This is a genomic window from Paenibacillus sp. P36, assembly GCF_045866505.1.
Classification (GTDB): domain Bacteria; phylum Bacillota; class Bacilli; order Paenibacillales; family NBRC-103111; genus Paenibacillus_E; species Paenibacillus_E chondroitinus.
Map to the genome: position 1 here is coordinate 5,449,707 of NZ_AP038372.1, position 18,903 is coordinate 5,468,609.

Annotated in this window: 19 protein-coding genes and 1 other annotated feature; of the genes, 5 read left to right on the forward strand and 14 right to left on the reverse strand. The window is 47.8% G+C overall.

Annotated features, from left to right (window positions below; translation table 11 throughout):
• Window positions 1-259: 259 nt before the first annotated feature.
• From ACKTT9_RS24640 to ACKTT9_RS24655, 4 genes are read left to right on the forward strand one after another with little or no spacing between them, the layout of a single operon-like run.
• The gene (locus ACKTT9_RS24640) at window positions 260-1,822 is read left to right on the forward strand and encodes a spore germination protein (RefSeq protein ID WP_407867969.1); all 1,563 of its coding nucleotides are present in this window, start codon (window positions 260-262) and stop codon (window positions 1,820-1,822) included.
• A gap of 2 nt (window positions 1,823-1,824) precedes the next feature.
• Window positions 1,825-2,934 carry an endospore germination permease gene (locus ACKTT9_RS24645; RefSeq protein WP_407867970.1) on the forward strand — a complete coding sequence of 370 codons (1,110 nt, stop codon included), beginning with the start codon at window positions 1,825-1,827 and terminating at the stop codon, window positions 2,932-2,934.
• Complete coding sequence (locus ACKTT9_RS24650) at window positions 2,924-4,123, forward strand: Ger(x)C family spore germination protein (protein WP_407867971.1); 1,200 nt, start codon at window positions 2,924-2,926, stop codon at window positions 4,121-4,123. Before ACKTT9_RS24645 ends, ACKTT9_RS24650 begins: the two co-directional genes overlap by 11 nt.
• Window positions 4,124-4,129: 6 nt before the next feature.
• Window positions 4,130-4,315, forward strand: coding sequence for a hypothetical protein (locus ACKTT9_RS24655; RefSeq protein ID WP_407867972.1), 186 nt, complete (start codon window positions 4,130-4,132; stop codon window positions 4,313-4,315).
• A 4-nt stretch (window positions 4,316-4,319) separates the two neighbouring features.
• Here the strand turns inward: ACKTT9_RS24655 and ACKTT9_RS24660 are convergent, their stop codons facing one another.
• The 3 genes from ACKTT9_RS24660 to ACKTT9_RS24670 all read right to left on the reverse strand — a co-directional run bounded on the left by ACKTT9_RS24660 (window position 4,320) and on the right by ACKTT9_RS24670 (window position 8,184).
• Window positions 4,320-6,845 carry a ComEC/Rec2 family competence protein gene (locus ACKTT9_RS24660; protein WP_407867973.1) on the reverse strand — a complete coding sequence of 842 codons (2,526 nt, stop codon included), beginning with the start codon at window positions 6,843-6,845 and terminating at the stop codon, window positions 4,320-4,322.
• Between the two features lie 107 nt (window positions 6,846-6,952).
• Window positions 6,953-7,465, reverse strand: coding sequence for a dCMP deaminase family protein (locus ACKTT9_RS24665; RefSeq protein WP_157321785.1), 513 nt, complete (start codon window positions 7,463-7,465; stop codon window positions 6,953-6,955).
• Between the two features lie 83 nt (window positions 7,466-7,548).
• Window positions 7,549-8,184: a ComEA family DNA-binding protein gene (locus ACKTT9_RS24670; RefSeq protein ID WP_407867974.1), complete on the reverse strand. Its 636-nt coding sequence runs from the start codon at window positions 8,182-8,184 to the stop codon at window positions 7,549-7,551.
• Between the two features lie 160 nt (window positions 8,185-8,344).
• Between ACKTT9_RS24670 and comER the strand changes: the two genes are divergently transcribed.
• Complete coding sequence (gene comER / locus ACKTT9_RS24675) at window positions 8,345-9,184, forward strand: late competence protein ComER (RefSeq protein WP_157321789.1); 840 nt, start codon at window positions 8,345-8,347, stop codon at window positions 9,182-9,184.
• A 13-nt stretch (window positions 9,185-9,197) separates the two neighbouring features.
• On the opposite strand, the gene leuS is transcribed toward comER, so the two are convergent.
• From leuS to ACKTT9_RS24730, 11 genes are all read right to left on the reverse strand, one after another.
• On the reverse strand, window positions 9,198-11,657 hold the full coding sequence (gene leuS, locus ACKTT9_RS24680; RefSeq protein WP_407867975.1) for a leucine--tRNA ligase: 2,460 nt from the start codon (window positions 11,655-11,657) through the stop codon (window positions 9,198-9,200).
• Between the two features lie 63 nt (window positions 11,658-11,720).
• Window positions 11,721-11,958, reverse strand: a binding site (T-box leader).
• A 68-nt stretch (window positions 11,959-12,026) separates the two neighbouring features.
• Entirely contained in the window at window positions 12,027-12,788 is a 762-nt protein-coding gene (locus ACKTT9_RS24685) for a class I SAM-dependent DNA methyltransferase (RefSeq protein ID WP_407867976.1), read from the reverse strand.
• A 1-nt stretch (window position 12,789) separates the two neighbouring features.
• Complete coding sequence (locus tag ACKTT9_RS24690; protein WP_407867977.1) at window positions 12,790-13,683, reverse strand: S1 RNA-binding domain-containing protein; 894 nt, start codon at window positions 13,681-13,683, stop codon at window positions 12,790-12,792.
• Entirely contained in the window at window positions 13,680-14,027 is a 348-nt protein-coding gene (gene rsfS / locus ACKTT9_RS24695) for a ribosome silencing factor (protein WP_127449916.1), read from the reverse strand. The genes ACKTT9_RS24690 and rsfS overlap by 4 nt, the downstream gene beginning before the upstream one ends.
• Before the next feature lie 18 nt (window positions 14,028-14,045).
• Window positions 14,046-14,612, reverse strand: a complete 567-nt coding sequence (yqeK, locus tag ACKTT9_RS24700; RefSeq protein WP_407867978.1) for a bis(5'-nucleosyl)-tetraphosphatase (symmetrical) YqeK — start codon at window positions 14,610-14,612, stop codon at window positions 14,046-14,048.
• The gene (locus tag ACKTT9_RS24705) at window positions 14,602-15,189 is read right to left on the reverse strand and encodes a nicotinate-nucleotide adenylyltransferase (protein ID WP_407867979.1); all 588 of its coding nucleotides are present in this window, start codon (window positions 15,187-15,189) and stop codon (window positions 14,602-14,604) included. Before ACKTT9_RS24705 ends, yqeK begins: the two co-directional genes overlap by 11 nt.
• A 12-nt stretch (window positions 15,190-15,201) precedes the next feature.
• Window positions 15,202-15,495, reverse strand: coding sequence for a ribosome assembly RNA-binding protein YhbY (gene yhbY / locus ACKTT9_RS24710; protein ID WP_407867980.1), 294 nt, complete (start codon window positions 15,493-15,495; stop codon window positions 15,202-15,204).
• Between the two features lie 20 nt (window positions 15,496-15,515).
• A complete protein-coding gene (aroE, locus tag ACKTT9_RS24715) occupies window positions 15,516-16,376 on the reverse strand; it encodes a shikimate dehydrogenase (RefSeq protein ID WP_407867981.1) in 861 nt (286 codons plus the stop codon).
• A 17-nt stretch (window positions 16,377-16,393) separates the two neighbouring features.
• Entirely contained in the window at window positions 16,394-17,509 is a 1,116-nt protein-coding gene (gene yqeH, locus ACKTT9_RS24720) for a ribosome biogenesis GTPase YqeH (protein ID WP_407867982.1), read from the reverse strand.
• A gap of 8 nt (window positions 17,510-17,517) precedes the next feature.
• Window positions 17,518-18,012, reverse strand: coding sequence for a YqeG family HAD IIIA-type phosphatase (locus ACKTT9_RS24725; RefSeq protein WP_174806720.1), 495 nt, complete (start codon window positions 18,010-18,012; stop codon window positions 17,518-17,520).
• A gap of 90 nt (window positions 18,013-18,102) precedes the next feature.
• Window positions 18,103-18,882 carry an alpha/beta hydrolase gene (locus tag ACKTT9_RS24730; protein WP_407867983.1) on the reverse strand — a complete coding sequence of 260 codons (780 nt, stop codon included), beginning with the start codon at window positions 18,880-18,882 and terminating at the stop codon, window positions 18,103-18,105.
• Window positions 18,883-18,903: the final 21 nt, after the last annotated feature.

The following is an 18,903-nucleotide window of genomic DNA, read 5'->3' on the forward strand; positions in this document are numbered from 1 at the left end:
AGGCTGTTTGCAACTTCCAGAATAACAAACTTTCGTGAATAAATACACAACTTAGACGTGATAGAAGCGTGTTAGTTTAATCCATTTGGATGAATTTGTTCATTCCCCTTTCTGATTTCGGTCAAATTACTCTTCATTCTAAACCTTTTCCATCGTTCGGAAAGTACTATGTTTGCGTAGTACCTTACAAAAAAACCGTTTATTTCTAACTAAAGTGGTAAATATTACTGAGAAGCTACTTATAAGCGGAGGGCTTGCCGTGTTCAAACAATTATTCGGTAGAAGACGCATGTCTCACAGCAGCATTACGAAATCTCAAGCAAAACCATCATCATCAGACCAAACCAAAGTCATGCTGCCGACTCTGTTAGATAATTTGAATACCATTAGAACGCTGCTTCATCAGCCCAGTGACCTCATTATCAGACAGTTTACGGTTGGCCAGGAAGAGTACCCTTGCGCAATCGTCTGCATTGATGGCCTTGTAGATACAACGCTCGTTAACGAGCAGCTCATTAATCCGATGCTTCACTCCGCCTTACAACCTGTAAGCTCAGCCCTGGAACTTTTGAATATCTTAACGCAGCAGGTTTTAACTAGCTTCGAAATCGAAACCGGTGAGCTTCTGGACGAGGCACTCTTAGAGATCCTTTCCGGAAACACATTGATTTTACTGGATAATCTATCTCAATACATTATTGTTACGAGCAGCGGCTGGAAATCTCGAGGCATTGAGGAACCGCAGACGGAATCCATCATTCGCGGACCGCGGATCGGTTTCACCGAAGATTTACGAACAAATACTGCGCTCCTTAGAAGACGCATAAAGGAAACCAATCTTGTTTTTGACACTTTTCAAATTGGCCGAAGAGCTAGAAGAAAAGTTATCGTCACTTATATTGCCGATATTGTCCATCCGGATCTAGTCAAGGAAGTTGTGCGGCGCATCAATAGTATTGATATGGATGATATCGAGGGTTCCGGTTATTTGGAGCAATGGATCACAGATAGCTTTCTGAGCCCTTTTCCTGTCATTCTGAATACAGAACGGCCTGATAAAGTTTCCGGCGCTCTCCTCCAAGGTCGCGTAGCCATTCTAGTTGACGGTGATCCCTTTGCCCTCATTTTGCCGATTACGTTTTCCTCCAGCTTACAATCACCTGAGGATTATTATCAAAACTGGCTGATCTCCACGCTGACTCGGATTCTGCGGCTAATTTCAGCCTTTATTGCTACCTTCCTGCCTGCGCTCTATATTGCATTACTTGAGTTTCATCACGGGATGATTCCGTCCAAGCTTGCCTTTTCTATCGCGGGAGCGCGGGAAGGTGTGCCGTTTCCAGCCGTTATTGAAGCATTCGTCATGGAATTCACATTGGAGCTGCTTCGAGAAGCAGGACTGCGTCTTCCTAAACCCATTGGACAAACGATTGGGATCGTAGGAGGTCTAGTTATTGGAGAATCCGCGGTAGCTGCCGGTATGGTAAGTCCAGTTATGGTTATCGTCGTTGCCGTCACGGCCATTTCCTCTTTCTCCTTACCATCCTACTCATTTGCCATTTCCTTGCGCGTCATGCGGTTCGGCATTATGCTGTTCGCGGCATTCCTTGGATTGTATGGCGTCATTCTGGCTTATATCATGATCAACATTCATATCGTTAATCTGAAAAGCTTTGGAATCCCATACTCCACACCGTTTGCACCTATGTTCATTCGCGACTGGAAGGATCTCGTGCTGCGTGCCCCTCTTCACTTCATGAAGAAGCGGCCGCAAATGCTTCAAACGAACAATGACGACAGAATGAAAACCAAGGAGAAATAAGAATGAAGTCTTTTGAATACGGGGATAAAGAGATCAGTTCATTGGATATTTCCATTACCGTGACTTCGATGATTATCGGTGTAGGCATTTTGATGCTCCCACGTGAGTTAGCAAAATCAGTCAACGGCTCGGACGGTTGGATATCTATGATCGCAGCAGGCATAATTGCCATTGGAATCGCTTGGATACTCGCCAAAATAGCGACGCATTTCAGCAGCCAAGGCTACTACGTCTATGCTTCTGCTGCGATCACAAAGCCCCTTGCCTTCGCTGCCGTTTTATTGCTATCGCTTTATTTTCTTTCCTTTTGCGCTTATGAAGTCAGGGCAATCGCCAATATTGCTAAACAATACTTATTTGAAACAACGCCTGTAGAGGTCATTGCCTTTGCTTTCTTAATGGTAAACGTGTATGCCGTTAGCGGCAGCCGCGTAGGTCTCATTCGTTTAAATATCTTATTTATCCCGATCGTACTCTTAGTCGCGGTGCTCGTTCTTCTATTTAGCCTTGGTATGGTCGATCTGAAAGAACTAAAACCTTTTTTTACGACGAATTGGAAATCGTTAGCCGCTGCAACGAAAACGACCGCTTTTTCACTTTTGGGTTTTGAAGTCGTCCTGTTCTATATTACAATGATGAACCGGCCGAAAGATGCCCCAAAAGCTGTAGCCATCGGTGTGCTTATCCCTCTCGTGTTATATACGGCCATCTATCTTGTCTGCGTAGGTGTTTTTTCACAGCTTGCACTGCCGGAAATCACTTATCCTGCTGTGGAGCTTGCTAAAGAAATGCAGATCCCTGGTGAATTCTTTGAACGGTTTGAATCCATATTTTTCACAATTTGGATCATGGCTGTTTTTACGACAACTGTAATGGCCTATGATTGTACGATTTATGGACTTCGGTCTTTGTTTCCCAAACCTAAGCACAAAACATGGGTATTTATTCTCAGTCCGATCATCTATTTGTTGTGTATGTATCCGAAAAATCTCTCAGATTTTAGTAAAATGAGCACTTTCATCAGTTACGAAGGAATCATTGTAAGTATTCTGTTTCCAATACTCATTTATACGGTTGCCAAGCTTCGAGGAGTGAAGAGCGATGCTTCCTAGAAAAGTTCTCTGCACGCTATGTCTCGGCTGCACGTTGTTGCTGCTGACAGGTTGCTGGGACCGCGTGGAAATTAATCAACGCGGCTTCGTTGTTGGAGTCGCCATCGACAAACCCGAGGGGGAGAACGGAAAAAATCTATACAAAGGCACCTATCAAATGATAGTGCCTGGAGGTCTAAAACAAAGCAGCGGGAGTACAACCGGACAAGGCAACAGCATGAATCCCCATGCCGGACAGGCTTATTTCAATATCTCGACAACAGAAAACTCGATGCCGGCTGTAGCGGCCAGAATAGCGGGAAGAACAAGCCGATCTCCTTATTTTGAACACTTGAGAATCATCATCATTTCTAGTGATGTAGCGAAAAACAAAGCCAACCTTCCCAATGTGCTAGATTTTTTTCTGCGAAATAGCGAAATGCGGCGCGGTGTTCAAATTTTAATCGCGGATGGGAAAGCCTCGGATATCCTCGGCATTTACCCAAACAATGAATCAACGCCAATTGATTATATCTCCTCTATCGCCAAAAACAATCAAAAAACGAATTTCATGCTGCCTGAATCGAGGATTGGCGATGTGCACGAATTTTTAATCAAAAATGAAAGCTTTGTTCTACAAACAATTAAAAAGGAAGACGGAGGTGTGACCCTAAATGGAAGCGCCTTGTTTGATGGAACAACCAAGCAATTACTCGGCTTCCTAACGGGAGAAGAAACGCAAGGATTAAACTTTATTACACAGCGAGTGAAGGGCGGGATCATTGAATCTAACGTCGATGATCAAGTCGTAGGCTTTAAAGTGGAACGCTCAAATAGGAAGTTTTACGTCCAACAAACAAGTCCGGGACATATGAAATTTACGATTAAGATCATAGCCGAAGGTACATTGGACAAATCCATCACCAACATTGATCCCTCTGAAGGGAAAACCGTAGAAGCACTTGAGAAAAGCTTGCAAGATAAACTGGCATCCACAGCCAATAAAACAATCAAAAAATTGCAGCATTCCTATAAAAAAGACGCTCTGGGCCTGGGCCCTTATCTATTCCAGGATCATTATAAAATGTGGAAGCCCATTGCGGAAAATTGGGATAACGGAGAAAATTTGTTTGCCCAAGCAGAAGTCGACGTGCAGACCAAAGTGATTATCCGCCGTATAGGCAATATTTTCGAATCAACAAAGGAGTAATGAGCCATGTGGTCAACCTTTTTAGGCTTAATGCCTTCCGGACTGGTCTTGATCTGTACCATCCTTTCGTTTGTTGTACCACTCGGTACTTATCTGATTAATCAACTCCTTCACAAAAACGGAGACCCGCCATGGAAGCAGCAAAACGATACGGTTCAGCAGCAATCGAAACCCCCGGAGGCCAAATCTTAAAATATCAGGGCAAGACGATTTTCGTACGCGAAAATAGCCCATCTTTGCGCACTTCCAACTGAACCTCCCCCATCCGATCCGTTCGAAATACGTGTGAACCTATATTGCTTAACCGCTCCATGACATCGGGCGCTGGATGACCATATAGATTTCCAGCACCAACTGAAATCACAGCCGTTCGCGGCCGCCAATAATCCAGCCATTCCTGCGAAGTAGAGTATTTGCTGCCATGGTGCGCAATTTTCAAAACATCTAGACGATCTGGTACCTCCTTGCTTTCTTTCAGTCGTTTCAGCAGCGCCAACTCCGAGTCCTTTCCCATGTCTCCTGTAAAAAGCCACCTCGTTCCCAACATTTCCAGCAGGAGCACCACAGAATATTCGTTTTGTTCCTTCACAATCTCTGCATGTTCTACGACTTCTGAAAAAGGATACAGAACCTTCATTCGGGTCACAGGATCGATCTGGATCCATCCGCCTTGCTCCCCGGCAAGCATCGGGATTTTCCGATCGAGAGCAGTTTGGAATAGTTTCTCTATGCCTTTATTCGGATTGTAGGTACCGTTGAACATAAATTGCTTAACAGGAATTTGTTCCATAACAGCCTGAAGCCCTCCGCTGTGGTCGGTATCTTCGTGGGATAGTACCAGCATATCCAATTGATGAACACCACGCTTTTTAAGCAAAGGAACCAGCAGTTTTTTCCCTACTTCATAAGGATCTTTTCTCGCTTTCCAACCTTCGCCAGCCTTGCTGAACGAAATTGTGCCTCCGCCATCTATGAGAAGATTTCGCCCATACGGTGTGCTAATCAATATGGCATCCCCTTGACCCACATCTATAAATTGAACAAGTCCGGTCCTCTCCAGTCTGTCAGGGGAATAGCCTATCCACAACAGGCCAAAAAAACCTCCTACGGCAAGCCATAATCCTATCGCGTGTTGCGCTCCTCCTCTGTCATGTAAACTCTCTAACCTAATCGGGGGCTCATCCATAGTGCCGAGCATCCAGCGTCTCCATGACCCATAAATCCCAATCAACAGCAGATAATAAAAAGCAATCCACGGCAAGCTTGGGCTTGGCCAAATTTGTTTGAATAGGTACAGATGTTGAAGCTTGTCTGTCACCCAAAAAATCGCATCATTTAACCACGAAATGAGCCACCCCATTCCTTGGCCAGCCGGCAAATACAATAGTCCCGCAACGACCGCCACGATACCAGCAGGAAAGACAACTAAGCTGATTACAGGAACAAGAACGGCATTAGCCAGCCAGGAAAGCAAGGAAAATTGATTGAAATAATAGATTGAAACAGGAAAGGAAACGAATTGCGAAACAAGGGTGATTGACACTGTGTTTCTTAATACGGAGGAGGTTAGCCAACCTTCAAGCAATTCATTTACACGCTGTACACCAAGAATAAGTCCAAGAGTGACCAGAAAAGAAAGCTGAAAGCTGACATCCAGTAAGAAATATGGATTCCACACCAGCATGACCCAAGCCACAATCGCCATGCTGTGCAGCACATCCTTCGTTACTCCTTTTCTTGCCGCGTACAGCGCCACCATGGCCATCAATCCCGCTCTTACAATAGAAGGAGATGCACCCGTCAGCAGGATGTAGAAGGGCAGCAGCCAAAAGCATATGCGTAAGTATGATTCTTTGGTCAGCTTTAAGCGACGCATTCCCCAGAAGCAGACACCTAGAAACACGGCAACATTCAAGCCTGATATGGCTAAAATATGGGTCAGCCCCAGCTCCGAAAATTGCTGGAAGCGTTCGGGATCCAGATCGTCCGTCAATCCGATCAGCATGCTCTTCATAAACCCCGCCTGCGGCGCGGGGAATATCAGGTCCATGCGGCGGCTGAGGCTATCCCGCAGCATGTCGTTCCAGCGCAGCAGCTGCGTGGCGCTGATGCTCGCAGCCGCAGGCTGCACCTGCGCCTGATCCACCCCTTTGGCTACCACCTGCCAATGGGTGTGGTGAAGGCGCAAATATCGGCGGTAGTCGAAGCCGCCGAAGTTGCGTGCCGGGGACGGGCTGCGCAGCGTCCCCGTGAGCGTCAGGGCGTCGCCTCGGCGCCACGCCGACGCCACCTCCTGCTGCGCCTGCGCCAGCAAGCGCAGCGAGACCTGCACGCTTTCCCCGCTGAGCGGGAAAGCGCGGTCCTGGAAGCGGATGGACTCCGCTTCCACGGTAAAGCTGGCCCTGTCGCCGTCTACGGTGACAGGGGAACTGAATCGGCCGCGCAGTATGACTTCGCGGCCGTCCGGGTTTTCCTGCTGCGTGAGGGGCAGCAGGGCCGTGACGTTGCGCTGGTCGGTCCATTGGAAGTAGCCGTAGGCTACTCCGACCAGCAAAAGCGCGCACAGCGGCTGTCCGGCAGGCAGCCGCAGCAGGCGGATGACGACGATCGCGGCAAGCATTAGCGCGCTCGTCGTCAAAGACAGCCATGGCAGATGGCTGTAGAGTGCAAGCACATAGCCAGTTATCCACAGACAGCATCCTATAACAACTGGTCGTTTCATTTAAGCTTATTCCTCCCTTCCGGCAAAGCAAAAAACCTCATTCCAGATGAGCCTTAATCTTAGGCTGCTGCTGAAATGAGGTTCTTCCCCAATGTAGATTGAATGATCTAATTCACGACGTCAGATACGGTGCCAGGCGGAGGCTCATACCCTTCCATAGAGCGGAAGGTGATGCCTCTGGCCGACATTAACTGGCTGACCTTCTCGTTATCCTTCGGATAACCGCGATGGAAAACAATCTCTGTCACACCGCTATTTGCGAGCATATTTGCGCAAGTCCAGCAAGGTTGATCGGTGACATAGACCGTAGAGCCCTCCCGATCCTCGCGATCTGTAAAGAGCAACAGATTTTGCTCGGCGTGAATGGTGCGGATACAGCGCTGCTTGCGCACTACTTCCTCAACATCCTCCACTACTTTCAGTTCAATTTCTTCAACAAGCATACACCCGGCTTCCGTGCAATCAGGTACTCCCATTGGAGCACCATTATAAGCTGTTCCGAGCAGCTTTTTCCCTTGAACAAGCACAGCTCCAACATGGCGTCGATTACATCTGGAACGCGTGGAAGCCATATAGGCGATATCAAGAAAGTAAGTGTCCCAGTCTTTGCGGTTACTCATCGTAGCTCCCCTCCCATGTCCTTTATATTCCTTTTTTCATTTCTAGTATTCTCTCATACTTCATCTCAAAATGAAAGAAAGGACTATATTGAAGTTACGTAAACCAATGGCTTCAGCTTTTCGAGCATTTTATCCCCAATCCCCTTCACCTCGGTTAGTTCTTCAACCCTGCTGAATCTACCTTTTTTCAAACGGTAATCCAGAATGGCTCTTGCTTTGCTGTCGCCGATCCCTGGCAAATCATTTAGTTGCTTAAGCGTTGCGGTATTCAAATCCAATAGACCCTTTGCAGGCGCTGGTGGAGGGCTTCCTTTTAGCTTAGGTAAAGGCGATTCAGATGTGATGTTTGTTACAGGTGCGGCCGGAGACGCATCAGGTCTAGAAGGTTCTGAGGTTTCTGAGGTTCCAGGGGTTCCAGGGGTTCCAGGGGTTCCAGGGGTTCCAGGGGTTCCAGGGGTTCCAGGGGTTCCAGGGGTTCCAGGGGTTTCAGAAGTTTCTGTGGGATCAGAGACTTCAGAAGTAACTCCAGGTGTTGCGAGGGATTCCTGAGCTATTTCCTCTCCATTCGCTATAAGAGCTTCAATTTGCTCATTCACCGGTTCAAACTCCGTTTGTATCATCGATGACCGTCCTCCAGTCACAAAAGGCCATACAACAAAAACGACAATACAAACAATTACAGCAGTATACAGAAATTTTCGATAACGAAATAGAGCCACGAGTTCCCTCCTAACAGTTAAATAAAAAAAACAAGCTAATCTTTCATAACGGCAGAGAAGCATGCATATACATGAAAAAGCATCCGAATGGCATCCAAAACTGACCCCGTTCTATAAATATTAACGAAAGTGACTGATTTTTTTCGGGAGGGATTACTAGATGAAAGCAGGGTTCATCGGTACTGGGAGTATGGGAAGTATTCTGATTGAAGCGTTCATTCATTCTGGGGCTTTCAATCCGGAGCAAATTATTGCAGGAAATCGAACGATTCGTAAAGTTGAGCTTCTTGCGGAGACATATCCTGGGCTTCTGGTAGCCCAATCGAATAGAGAAGTCGTGCTGGAGAGCGATATTATTTTCCTCTGTGTGAAGCCTTCTGAATTTAAAAAGGTTATTGATGAAATTAAAGAGGACGTGCTTCCCTCCCAGTTCATCGTATCCATCACAAGTCCTGTGCTGATTAAGCATTTGGAAAGTCTTTTGCCGGCAAAAATAAGTAAAATCATTCCAAGTATTACGAACTATGTATTAAGCGGTGCTACACTCTGCATTCATGGTAATCGGATGCAGCCTGAGGATAAAGAATGGCTTGAGAATTTATTTGCCCATATCTCATCACCGATACGGGTATCTGAAAATTACACACGCATCTCATCAGACCTATCCAGCTGCGGCCCTGCTTTTCTTGCCAACTTCATTCAATCCTTTATCGATGCAGCTGTTGAAGTCACAGGCATCTCCCCTGAAGAAGCAACGCTTCTAGCCAGTGAGATGACACTTGGAACAGGCAAGCTGCTGACGACGGGCGGCTTTAACCCTATGACCTTGCAAAAACGCGTTTCCGTGCCCGGCGGTATTACTGCCGAAGGATTGCGTATTTTGGATGAAGAGCTTTCCGGCGTATTCTCGCGCGTGATCCACGCTACCCACGACAAATATCAAGAAGACCTTGAGAAGACTGAGCAGCAATTAACCATAAAGCAACAGTCTTCTCAATAGTCTTTTTTCTTGATTAGCCTACAACGATGTTCACTAATTTACCTTTAACGACAATCAATTTGCGAACGGCCTTTCCGGCGGTCGCTTCTTTGACTTTATCAAGATCAAAAGCGATTTTCTCCATCGCAGCTTCGTCCGTATCTTTTGAAATCAGCACGCGGTCCACAATTTTGCCGTTGACTTGTACTACGATCTCAATTTCATTGTCGACGGTCCAAGCTTCGTCATAAGTTGGCCATGGTGCATACGTGATTGACTCGGTACCACCCAGCTTCTCCCACAGTTCTTCCGCCAAATGCGGTGCAAGCGGAGACAACATCTGAACGAAGTTTTTCATCGCTTCGAGCGGCAAGCGCTCCGTTTTGTAAGCTTCATTGACGAAAATCATCATTTGGCTGATCGCCGTATTAAACCGCAGCGCTTCGAAATCCTCCGTGATTTTCTTGATGGAACGATGCCATGTTCGTTTGAACGTATCGCTTCCAAGCGTCTCATCCGCGCTGATTTTGGATTGAACTTGACCGTTCTCATCCACAAACAGTCTCCACACACGGTTCAAATAACGGTAAATGCCGTCTACACCCGTTGTGTTCCATGGTTTTGTCGCTTCAAGCGGTCCCATAAACATCTCGTAAATACGCAGTGTATCCGCGCCTTGATCGCTCACGATATCATCCGGATTTACAACGTTGCCGCGTGATTTACTCATTTTCTCCATGTTTTCGCCAAGAATCATCCCTTGGTTGACCAACTTATGGAACGGCTCCTTCGTATGAACAAATCCAAGATCATAAAGCACTTTATGCCAGAAACGGGCATACAGCAAGTGAAGTACCGCATGCTCAGCTCCGCCAATATATAAATCAACCGGCAGCCATTGCTGTTGAAGCTCATGCGAGCAGAACTCTTTATCGTTACGCGGATCGATGAAACGCAGGTAGTACCAGCAGCTGCCAGCCCATTGCGGCATCGTATTCGTCTCGCGGCGAGCTTTCATCCCCGTTTCCGGATCGGTCGTATTCACCCATTCAGATACGTTAGCCAGCGGTGATTCCCCAGTTCCCGAAGGTTTAATTTCATCAACTTGAGGAAGCAGAAGCGGAAGTTGGTCAACCGGTACAGGCTTCATCGTGCCATCTTCCAGGTGAAGAATCGGAATCGGCTCTCCCCAGTATCTTTGACGGCTGAACAGCCAGTCTCTCAAGCGGTATGTGACCTTACCTTGACCTTTGCCGTTCTCTTCAAGCCAAGCGATCATGTGACTGATGCCTTGCTCAATGTTCATGCCATCGATAGGTCCAGAATTCACATGAGCGCCGTCTCCAGCGTAAGCTTCTTTCTCCACATTGCCACCTTGCACGACTTCAATAATCGGCAAATCGAACTGTTTCGCAAACTCCCAGTCACGTTGGTCGTGTCCAGGCACTGCCATGATGGCGCCAGTACCGTAACCGCCAAGCACATAATCCGCGATCCAGATCGGCACTTTCCCGCCATTTACTGGATTAATCGCATAGGCACCTGTGAATACGCCTGTTTTGTCTTTAGCCAGGTCAGTACGCTCCAGATCGCTTTTGCGGGAAGCTTTTTCTTGATATTCTTTCACAGCGGCCGTTTGTCCGTCTGTCGTAATTTGCTGCACAAGCTCGTGCTCAGGTGCAAGCACACAATAAGTCGCTCCGAACAAAGTATCTGGACGTGTTGTAAAGACAGTCAGGCTCTTCTCTTCATGCCCTTCGATCGCAAATTGAACTTCAGCGCCTGTCGATTTACCGATCCAGTTGCGCTGCATATCCTTAATGCTCTCCGACCAGTCAAGCTCCTCTAGATCTTCCAGCAAACGTTCAGCGTATTCCGTAATTCTCAGAATCCACTGACGCATCGGTTTACGGATGACCGGGTGGCCTCCACGTTCACTCAAACCATCGATAACTTCTTCATTCGCAAGAACCGTCCCCAGCGCCGGACACCAGTTAACAGGCACTTCGTCTACATAAGCAAGGCCTTTGTTGTACAGTTGGATGAAAATCCATTGCGTCCATTTGTAATACTCCGGATCCGTCGTGGAAATCTCCCGATCCCAATCGTAGGAAAATCCGAGCGATTTAATTTGACGGCGGAACGTATCGATATTTTTCTGTGTAAAATCACGTGGATCATTCCCTGTATCCAAAGCGTATTGCTCAGCCGGAAGTCCGAATGCGTCCCAACCCATTGGGTGAAGAACGTTGAAGCCTCTCATCCGTTTGAAACGGGAGACGATGTCCGTTGCCGTATAACCTTCCGGATGTCCTACATGCAGACCTGCTCCTGAAGGATATGGAAACATATCCAACGCATAAAATTTCGGCTTATCCGAATTTTCAAGCACTTTGAATGTTTTCTTTGCATCCCAGTAAGCTTGCCATTTGGGCTCAATCGCTTGCGGATTGTAACCCTGTAATTCCTTGGTTTCTTTCGTTTCCTGTGTCATGTGAAATTTCCTCCCTGTGTACGGCTATAAGCGCCAAAAAACCCCTCATCGCTAGCGGATATCGCTAGGGACGAGAGGTTAGATTCCCGTGGTACCACCCTAGTTAACACCAGGCATGCTTTGCCTGTGTTCACTCTGCCCCTTAACGCGGGTGAAACGATCCGGCTAACGCCAACATGCGTGGCGATTCACCTTCTAGCTCCAAGGCGAGTTCACAAGACGGACATCTACCGGCTTCCACCCTTTAACCGGCTCTCTGCGAGATGCTGTGCAAGTTACTAATCCTCTTCCAAGCTTTGTGATCATCTGATTAGCTTTGATTATATGTAAAATAATGCCGCACTGTCAAGCGGCGGGGCTCCTTATGCTTTATTTCTTTGCAATAAAGAAAGCCCGCTCTGTCAGCTTCGTAGGTTGTTCCCATGTAAAGTCGGCTGCCTTGTACACTTCAAGAAAGCCTGCTTCCCTCAGCATCTGCTCCAGCCAATCCAGTGCATAAGCGCGCTGTTCATGCGTTTCATCGATGCGCCGGAACAGTTCCTTGCCGCCTTCCTCTTTGACAAAGATGGTCAATTCGTGCTGAATTTGAACTCTTTCCTCATTCAACTCGCTTGTCCAAATGTAAGCTACATCCTCTTCGTTCAAAAAGAAGGGCTGAGATTCCGCATAAGCAAACAGCTGCTGGGGCGTATGCACATCGAACAGGAATAAACCGCCCGGCTTAAGCCCTTCATACGTTTGGCGAAAGGCATCTACAATGTCCTCTTCCTCTAGCAAATAGTTCAAACTATCACAGAAGGATAGAGCGACATCAACCGATTCCCCCAGCTCCCACTCCCGCAAATCCTGCTGAAACAAACGAACGGCTCCGCTGCGCGCAAGCTGAGGGTGTTCTCCTGCTTTTTGTTCCGCTACAGCCAGCATATCTTCCGACAAGTCAATGCCTGTCATTTGATAACCTTGCAATGCCAACGGAATCGTCAAGTTGCCGGTACCGCAGCCGAGATCAACGATCGAAACCGGCTTCACGCCAAACCGGTCAAAGCTTTCTTTGACAAAACGAAGCCAATCCTCGTAAGGCATGCTGTTCATCAGACGGTCATACGTGTAGGCAAATTTCTCATAGCTCATGTTAACTAGGATTCTCCTCTTTTTTCAGATAGGTCCAGTCGTCCTCCTGATAGATGAGCCCGTCTTTCATCAGCTTGCCTAACGCACGCTTAAAAGCCGCTTTGCTCAGGCCAAACCGATCCTTAATGATGTCCGCAGACGTTTTATCTGAAAATGGCATCGCATTTCCTGGACGCGTCTCCAGCACACTAAGAATTTTCTCCGCATCTTCATCGCGGCCTTTTTCCTTTGGCTGTCTCATCGACAGATTCACGCGGCCATCTTCTTCGCGAACGAAGGCGACACGTACATCCACCAACTCACCCACACGAAGCAATCGTGTTCTCTCCGTAGGAGCGATAAGTCCGATCACACCGTAACCGAGAACACCGGCCTCGCAAATAACGAAAGTGCCCATCTGCAGCGGCCTGTACACGCGCGCTTTCACCCAGCGGTTGCTCCAGCTTGAAGGAGCACGCACACAAAGCGGAGCCAGATCGTCTTCCAGTGCCAGCTTCGCAATCAAGCGGCCTTGACGGTCATGCGCTAATGTTGCAAACACCTTGTCCCCTACTTGAGGTCGCAATTCCTCCAATTCCGGGACATGACGGTAAGGAAGGAGCAAGTTGCGCCCTAATCCCATCTCCAGAAAGTAGCCAAATCTCGGATGAATATCGACAACCTCGAGCAGCCCGACTTCGCCCATTCGGATTTGCGGACGTTTCATAGTAGCCATGAGCCTGTCCTGCGTATCATGGAATAAAAAAGCTTCCACGTGCTCACCGGCCTTGATTTTGCCTACAATCTCCGCATAAGGTAAAAGTACATCCTGATAGCCGTCGCTCAGGAAATATCCGTTTGGCGGAACTTCCCTCGCTACCTCAAGGGTAACGAGGGATCCTGCTTCCAGTCTCATACGCGCTCCACAACTTTGGCATCGGACCAAAGTCTTTCGATGTTATAGTACTCGCGATCATCGCGGTGGAAAACGTGCAGAACAACATCTCCTAAATCAAGCAGAACCCATCTAGCTGTATCAATACCTTCGTAACCTCTGATCGTGACGCCATACTCATGTGCTTTCTTTCTGGCTTCGCTCGCGATCGCTTGCACTTGTGTTTCTGAATTTCCGTGGCAAATGACGAAATAATCCGCAATCAAGGAAATACCTTGCAAATTAAGCGTGACAACGTCCGCCGCTTTTTTATCCTCTGCAGCCTCTACGACAAATGCTAAAATCTCTTCTGGGCTTTTACTCATTCAATCAACCTCCATTAATTAGTTGTTTATTTGTTGAATCAAATCATTCCGTGTCAAAATAGTAAGCGGATAAATTCGTTTTCCTTTTTCAATCAAAAACCGAATCGTAGAATCAAACCCGACAACAAGCGCCTTCTCCAAGCTGGTCTTGGCTTCCTCACGGATGAGCTCTACACCGGGGAATTCCCGGCCTGGCTCCATATAATCCGCTAAACATACGATTTTGTCTAACAGCGTCATCCCTTCACGCCCTGAGGTATGGTACCGGATCGCATCCAATATCTCTTCGTCCTGAATACCAAATTGCGACTGGGCAATGAACGCCCCGGCATGCGAATGCCAAAGCTCCTTGTCAAAATCCAATAAATCCTGCGGCAACCCATTCTCGCGAATAATCTTAGCTTGCTCCTGCACAGGCCAATACTTGCAATAGTCATGTAAAATAGCTGCAAGATCAGCTTTGACAGGATCTCCACCGAATCGCTTCGCAAGCATGACGCTCGTTTCCATGACACCAAGTGTATGAAGCCAGCGTTTCTCCGGCATTTGTTCTTTTACGGCTGCGATTAGCTTCTCACGATTCATACAATCGGTTCACCTCCATGTAACCGTTCACGACTTCCGGAACAAGGTATCGGACCGATCGTTCCTGTCTTCGTTCCTCGCGAATGGCCGTGGATGAAATTTCAACAAGCGGCATGGGGACAATGGTTACTCGCTCACGGATGTTAGCCGACATATGCGCCATATCCAGTTCGTAGCCAGGTCTGGCTAAACCGATAAAACGAATATGCCGCACGATGTCATCGATGCGATGCCACTGCGGCAAATACTGAACCATGTCTGCACCTATAATATAAGCAAATTCTGTAGTGGGATATTGTTTGCGCAGCAGTTCAATCGTATCGATACTATAAGATACGCCGCCTTTGCTGATTTCGATATCAATCGGACGAAAAAAAGGATTCCCTTCCGCAGCAAGGCAAACCATCTCCCAGCGCTGCTGCGTTGTGGCCTTCGGCGCGTTGGACTTATGCGGCGGCACATTAGCCGGCATCAGCCATACTTCGTCTAATCCTGCTTCCACCCTCGCCCGCTCCGCAGCGATCAAATGACCGGTATGGATCGGATCAAAGGTTCCACCCATAATTCCGACAAGCATGCTTACACCTCTTTAGCTCGGCAGTTCAATCTTTTTCTTGTCACGCGATTCTTTGTACAATACGACGATTTTACCGATCACTTGTACGAGCTCAGCACCGGATTTCTCGGATAATTCAGCGCCTACCTCATTCCGATCTTCTCCGCTGTTATTCAGCACTGTAATTTTAATCAACTCACGAACTTCCAGCGCTTCTTGGATATGACGGATTAAGTGTTCGTTCACGCCGCCTTTACCTACTTGAAAAATCGGATCTACATGGTGCGCTAGCGAGCGCAAATAACGTTTCTGTTTGCCTGTTAACATGGATGTCCCTCTATTCATTCTTATTCAGCTAACGACTGTTCTACCACCTGTCTCATCGCCGCAACGGGCGCAGGTTTACCAGTCCAGTATTCAAAAGCAAAAGCACCTTGATATATAAACATGCCCAGTCCGCCATGAATGCGGGCTCCCTTGGCTTCCGCCTCACGAAGGAACCTTGTAATGCGCGGATTATAGATTAAATCGCTCACAAGATGATGTTCTTTCAGAAGTTCAACCGGCATCGGCAGCTCTTCCGTGTTAGGATGCATCCCCGCAGAGGTCGTATTCAGTACGAACTGGACCTCATCCACGACATTTGCAATCTCATCAAGTCCAAGACCCACGGTCTTCGTAAAAGCGCTGATCGTTTCTGCCAACTCCAAAGCACGCTCTTTGGTTCGGTTTGCAATATAAATGCAGCCTGCACCCTCTTTGGCGAGCGCATACGCAACCCCTCTGGCAGCTCCGCCGGCTCCAAGGACAAGAACGCTTTTCCCCTTCAAATCGATGCCCGTTTCTTCTTTGAGAGAACGAACATACCCAATACCGTCCGTATTGTAACCGGTAAGCTTGCCGTTTTCATTCACGATTGTATTTACCGCGCCAACGATCCGAGCTCCCTCGTCAATTTCGTCCAGGTACTGCATAACTTCAACTTTATGTGGAATAGTGACATTAATGCCTCGATACCCCAGCGCCCGAATCCCCCGAACTGCATCTCCTAGCGCGTCAGGACGTACATGAAAAGCAGCATAAACCGCGTTAATATCCGCTTCTTGAAAAGCGCGATTCAACATGATTGGCGATCGGGAATGCCGAATCGGATCTCCGAATACCCCATATAGAATCGTATGACTGTCAATCGCCCGGCTCTTCTCCATGGTTTCCTCTGGTCCCCCTATATCAATGACTCTCGTGTGATAACCTTGATCCCCTTCGGTGCATGCACGGCAAGCTGTGAACCAGCCAGGCTGTTCACTTTAATCCAACCTAAACCGGAGATGAGCACATCCATTTGTTTCCCCTTTGGAATGTTCAGCCCATGCTTCACAAGTGGAGGCAGCTCGTCCAAGTCCGCTTCATTCGGAGGCGCTAACATGACGCCTTTGTGATCGGCGTACAGATCATCTGCCCGCTCCAACTTCGTGCGATGGATTTGAATCGCGTTGGACGTGTAGCATGTGAACGACTGGTGTTCGCCTTTTATAAAATCAAAGCGAGCTAACGCGCCAAAAAACAACGTTTGTTGTTCATTTAACTGAAAAACAACCGGTTTGAGCGGCTTATCCGGCATGATACGTGCCAAATCACGTTTCTTCACAACCTCGGTTAGACGGTGCGTGTGCACAATCCCCGGCGTATCTACGATAAACCGGCCATCGTCGAGCGGGATTTTGACCAAATCCAGCGTCGTGCCCGGGTATTGGGATGTCGTAAGCTCCGCTTCCAAATCGCTGTAATCGCTGATTAAACGGTTAATAAGCGTCGATTTGCCGACATTGGTGGCACCAACAACATACACGTCTCTGTCGCCGCGGTGTTCCTGCACAGCCGTAATCACGCGATCGAAGCCGATGTTTTTCTTCGCACTGCACAGCACAATATCAACAACCTTAAGGTTGGCCTCTTTGGCTCTGCGCTGCACCCAGTTGATGATCTTGTTGGCATTGGTCACTTTCGGCAGCAAGTCAATCTTGTTGACGACAAGCAGCACCGGATTCGTGCCGACAAACCGTCCCAGACTGCTGAGCATACTGCCTTCAAAATCAAAAATGTCCACAATCTTCACAACTAGCGCCTTGGTTTGGCCGACATGTCCAAGCAACTTCAGGAAGTCGTCCTGCTGCAGCGTGATGCTGGAAGATTCGTTATAATGCTTGATTCGGTAGCAGCGCTGACAAATAACGGGCTCCTTTTGCAGCGCTTCTGCCGGAATAAATCCGAGCTTGCTTTTGTCTTCTGTTTGCAGCAATACGCCGCATCCCGCACAATGATTAATCGTTTCTGTACTCATGAAACCTCCTAATTCTTCATCCTGGCATTCGCCCATTTCTCAATCCGCCGGTTAATTCGTGTGAAAAAACCTTCGTCATTGATAGAAATCGGATTGACCAGAATCGTGTAAAGCCCCATTCGATTGCCGCCAAGCACATCCGTCAGCATTTGATCGCCTATGACCGCTGTTTGTCTCGCATTCGTACCAAGCAGCTTCATAGCTTTGTGAAATGAAACGTTCCATGGTTTCTTGGCTCTGTGAATGAATGGAATGCCTAACGGCTCCGCAAAGGCGGATACGCGTCCATGATTGTTGTTGGACACGATGACGACCTTGAAGCCCATCTTCTGCAACCGGTTCAACCACTCTATTAACTCTGGAGTCGCATGCGGATCGCGCGCGCCTACGAGTGTGTTATCGAGATCGGTAATGATACCGCGAACACCAAATCCCCATAGATGATTGGCATCAATATCATAGATTGTATGCACGGACTGTCTGGGTACGAGCTTTTTCAGCAAACCATTTCCCTCCACTGCTTCCTCGACATATACGAGAAACTATACCATAGTGACCCGTTTGTTGCAAAAAGAAAAGAACATATTTTCCCACTAGCCGCGGGCTGGAAGCGGCAGCCAATTCAGGACATTTTGGATTTGACGATCCCAATAACCCCACTCATGTTCTCCAGGCCCTTCCTCATAAGTCAAATCCAGACCCAATTCCCTGCAATAATTTCGGAAACGGATGTTATCTTCATATAGGAAATCTTCCGTACCGCAGCACTGATATAAATCCGGCTTCGGTCCTTTGCTAGCCTTCACTTGCTCTGCCAAATAGAATAAATCATTTGCGCTGCCTTTGATCCTTGTCACATCGCCATAAATCAGCTTAAATTCATCCGGAAAGTTTAATGCTCGCTGCGAAATATCTACGGCGCCCGACAAGCTGGCGGCAGCTGCAAACCGGTCTGGATGCGTAAGGGCCAGCTTCATTGCGCCATATCCGCCCATCGACAAGCCCGCAGCATAATTCAACTCTCTTTCCTCCGCGAGCGGGAAAAAAGATCTGGCAATCGCCGGCAGTTCCTCGCTAATAAACGTCCAGTATTTCGGACCTGCCGCCATATCCGTATAAAAGCTGCGATTAACAGCCGGCATAACAACGGCAATCCCCAACTTGGCCGCATACCGCTCGATAGATGTTCTCCGCATCCAGATGGTGTGATCGTCAGATAAACCATGCAATAGGTACAGCGTAGGATGCTTTGTAGTGCCGTAGCTCGCTGAGGCGATCCCGATCTGACTTTGAGCCGGCTGCGGTAAGATCACATACATGGAAGCTGAGACACCAAGGGAATCGGAGTAAAAATGACAATCGATAAAAGCCATGCGAATATGCTCCTCTCATAG

What these genes read in the sequence shown, in the direction of transcription:
- ACKTT9_RS24645 (WP_407867970.1), top strand. Translation starts at nt 1,825, where the DNA reads ATGAAGTCTTTTGAATACGGGGATAAAGAGATCAGTTCATTGGATATT.
- ACKTT9_RS24650 (WP_407867971.1), top strand. Translation starts at nt 2,924, where the DNA reads ATGCTTCCTAGAAAAGTTCTCTGCACGCTATGTCTCGGCTGCACGTTG.
- ACKTT9_RS24655 (WP_407867972.1), top strand. Translation starts at nt 4,130, where the DNA reads ATGTGGTCAACCTTTTTAGGCTTAATGCCTTCCGGACTGGTCTTGATC.
- ACKTT9_RS24660 (WP_407867973.1), bottom strand. Translation starts at nt 6,845, where the DNA reads ATGAAACGACCAGTTGTTATAGGATGCTGTCTGTGGATAACTGGCTAT.
- ACKTT9_RS24665 (WP_157321785.1), bottom strand. Translation starts at nt 7,465, where the DNA reads ATGAGTAACCGCAAAGACTGGGACACTTACTTTCTTGATATCGCCTAT.
- comER (WP_157321789.1), top strand. Translation starts at nt 8,345, where the DNA reads ATGAAAGCAGGGTTCATCGGTACTGGGAGTATGGGAAGTATTCTGATT.
- leuS (WP_407867975.1), bottom strand. Translation starts at nt 11,657, where the DNA reads ATGACACAGGAAACGAAAGAAACCAAGGAATTACAGGGTTACAATCCG.
- ACKTT9_RS24685 (WP_407867976.1), bottom strand. Translation starts at nt 12,788, where the DNA reads ATGAGCTATGAGAAATTTGCCTACACGTATGACCGTCTGATGAACAGC.
- ACKTT9_RS24690 (WP_407867977.1), bottom strand. Translation starts at nt 13,683, where the DNA reads ATGAGACTGGAAGCAGGATCCCTCGTTACCCTTGAGGTAGCGAGGGAA.
- rsfS (WP_127449916.1), bottom strand. Translation starts at nt 14,027, where the DNA reads ATGAGTAAAAGCCCAGAAGAGATTTTAGCATTTGTCGTAGAGGCTGCA.
- yqeK (WP_407867978.1), bottom strand. Translation starts at nt 14,612, where the DNA reads ATGAATCGTGAGAAGCTAATCGCAGCCGTAAAAGAACAAATGCCGGAG.
- ACKTT9_RS24705 (WP_407867979.1), bottom strand. Translation starts at nt 15,189, where the DNA reads ATGCTTGTCGGAATTATGGGTGGAACCTTTGATCCGATCCATACCGGT.
- yhbY (WP_407867980.1), bottom strand. Translation starts at nt 15,495, where the DNA reads ATGTTAACAGGCAAACAGAAACGTTATTTGCGCTCGCTAGCGCACCAT.
- aroE (WP_407867981.1), bottom strand. Translation starts at nt 16,376, where the DNA reads ATGGAGAAGAGCCGGGCGATTGACAGTCATACGATTCTATATGGGGTA.
- yqeH (WP_407867982.1), bottom strand. Translation starts at nt 17,509, where the DNA reads ATGAGTACAGAAACGATTAATCATTGTGCGGGATGCGGCGTATTGCTG.
- ACKTT9_RS24730 (WP_407867983.1), bottom strand. Translation starts at nt 18,882, where the DNA reads ATGGCTTTTATCGATTGTCATTTTTACTCCGATTCCCTTGGTGTCTCA.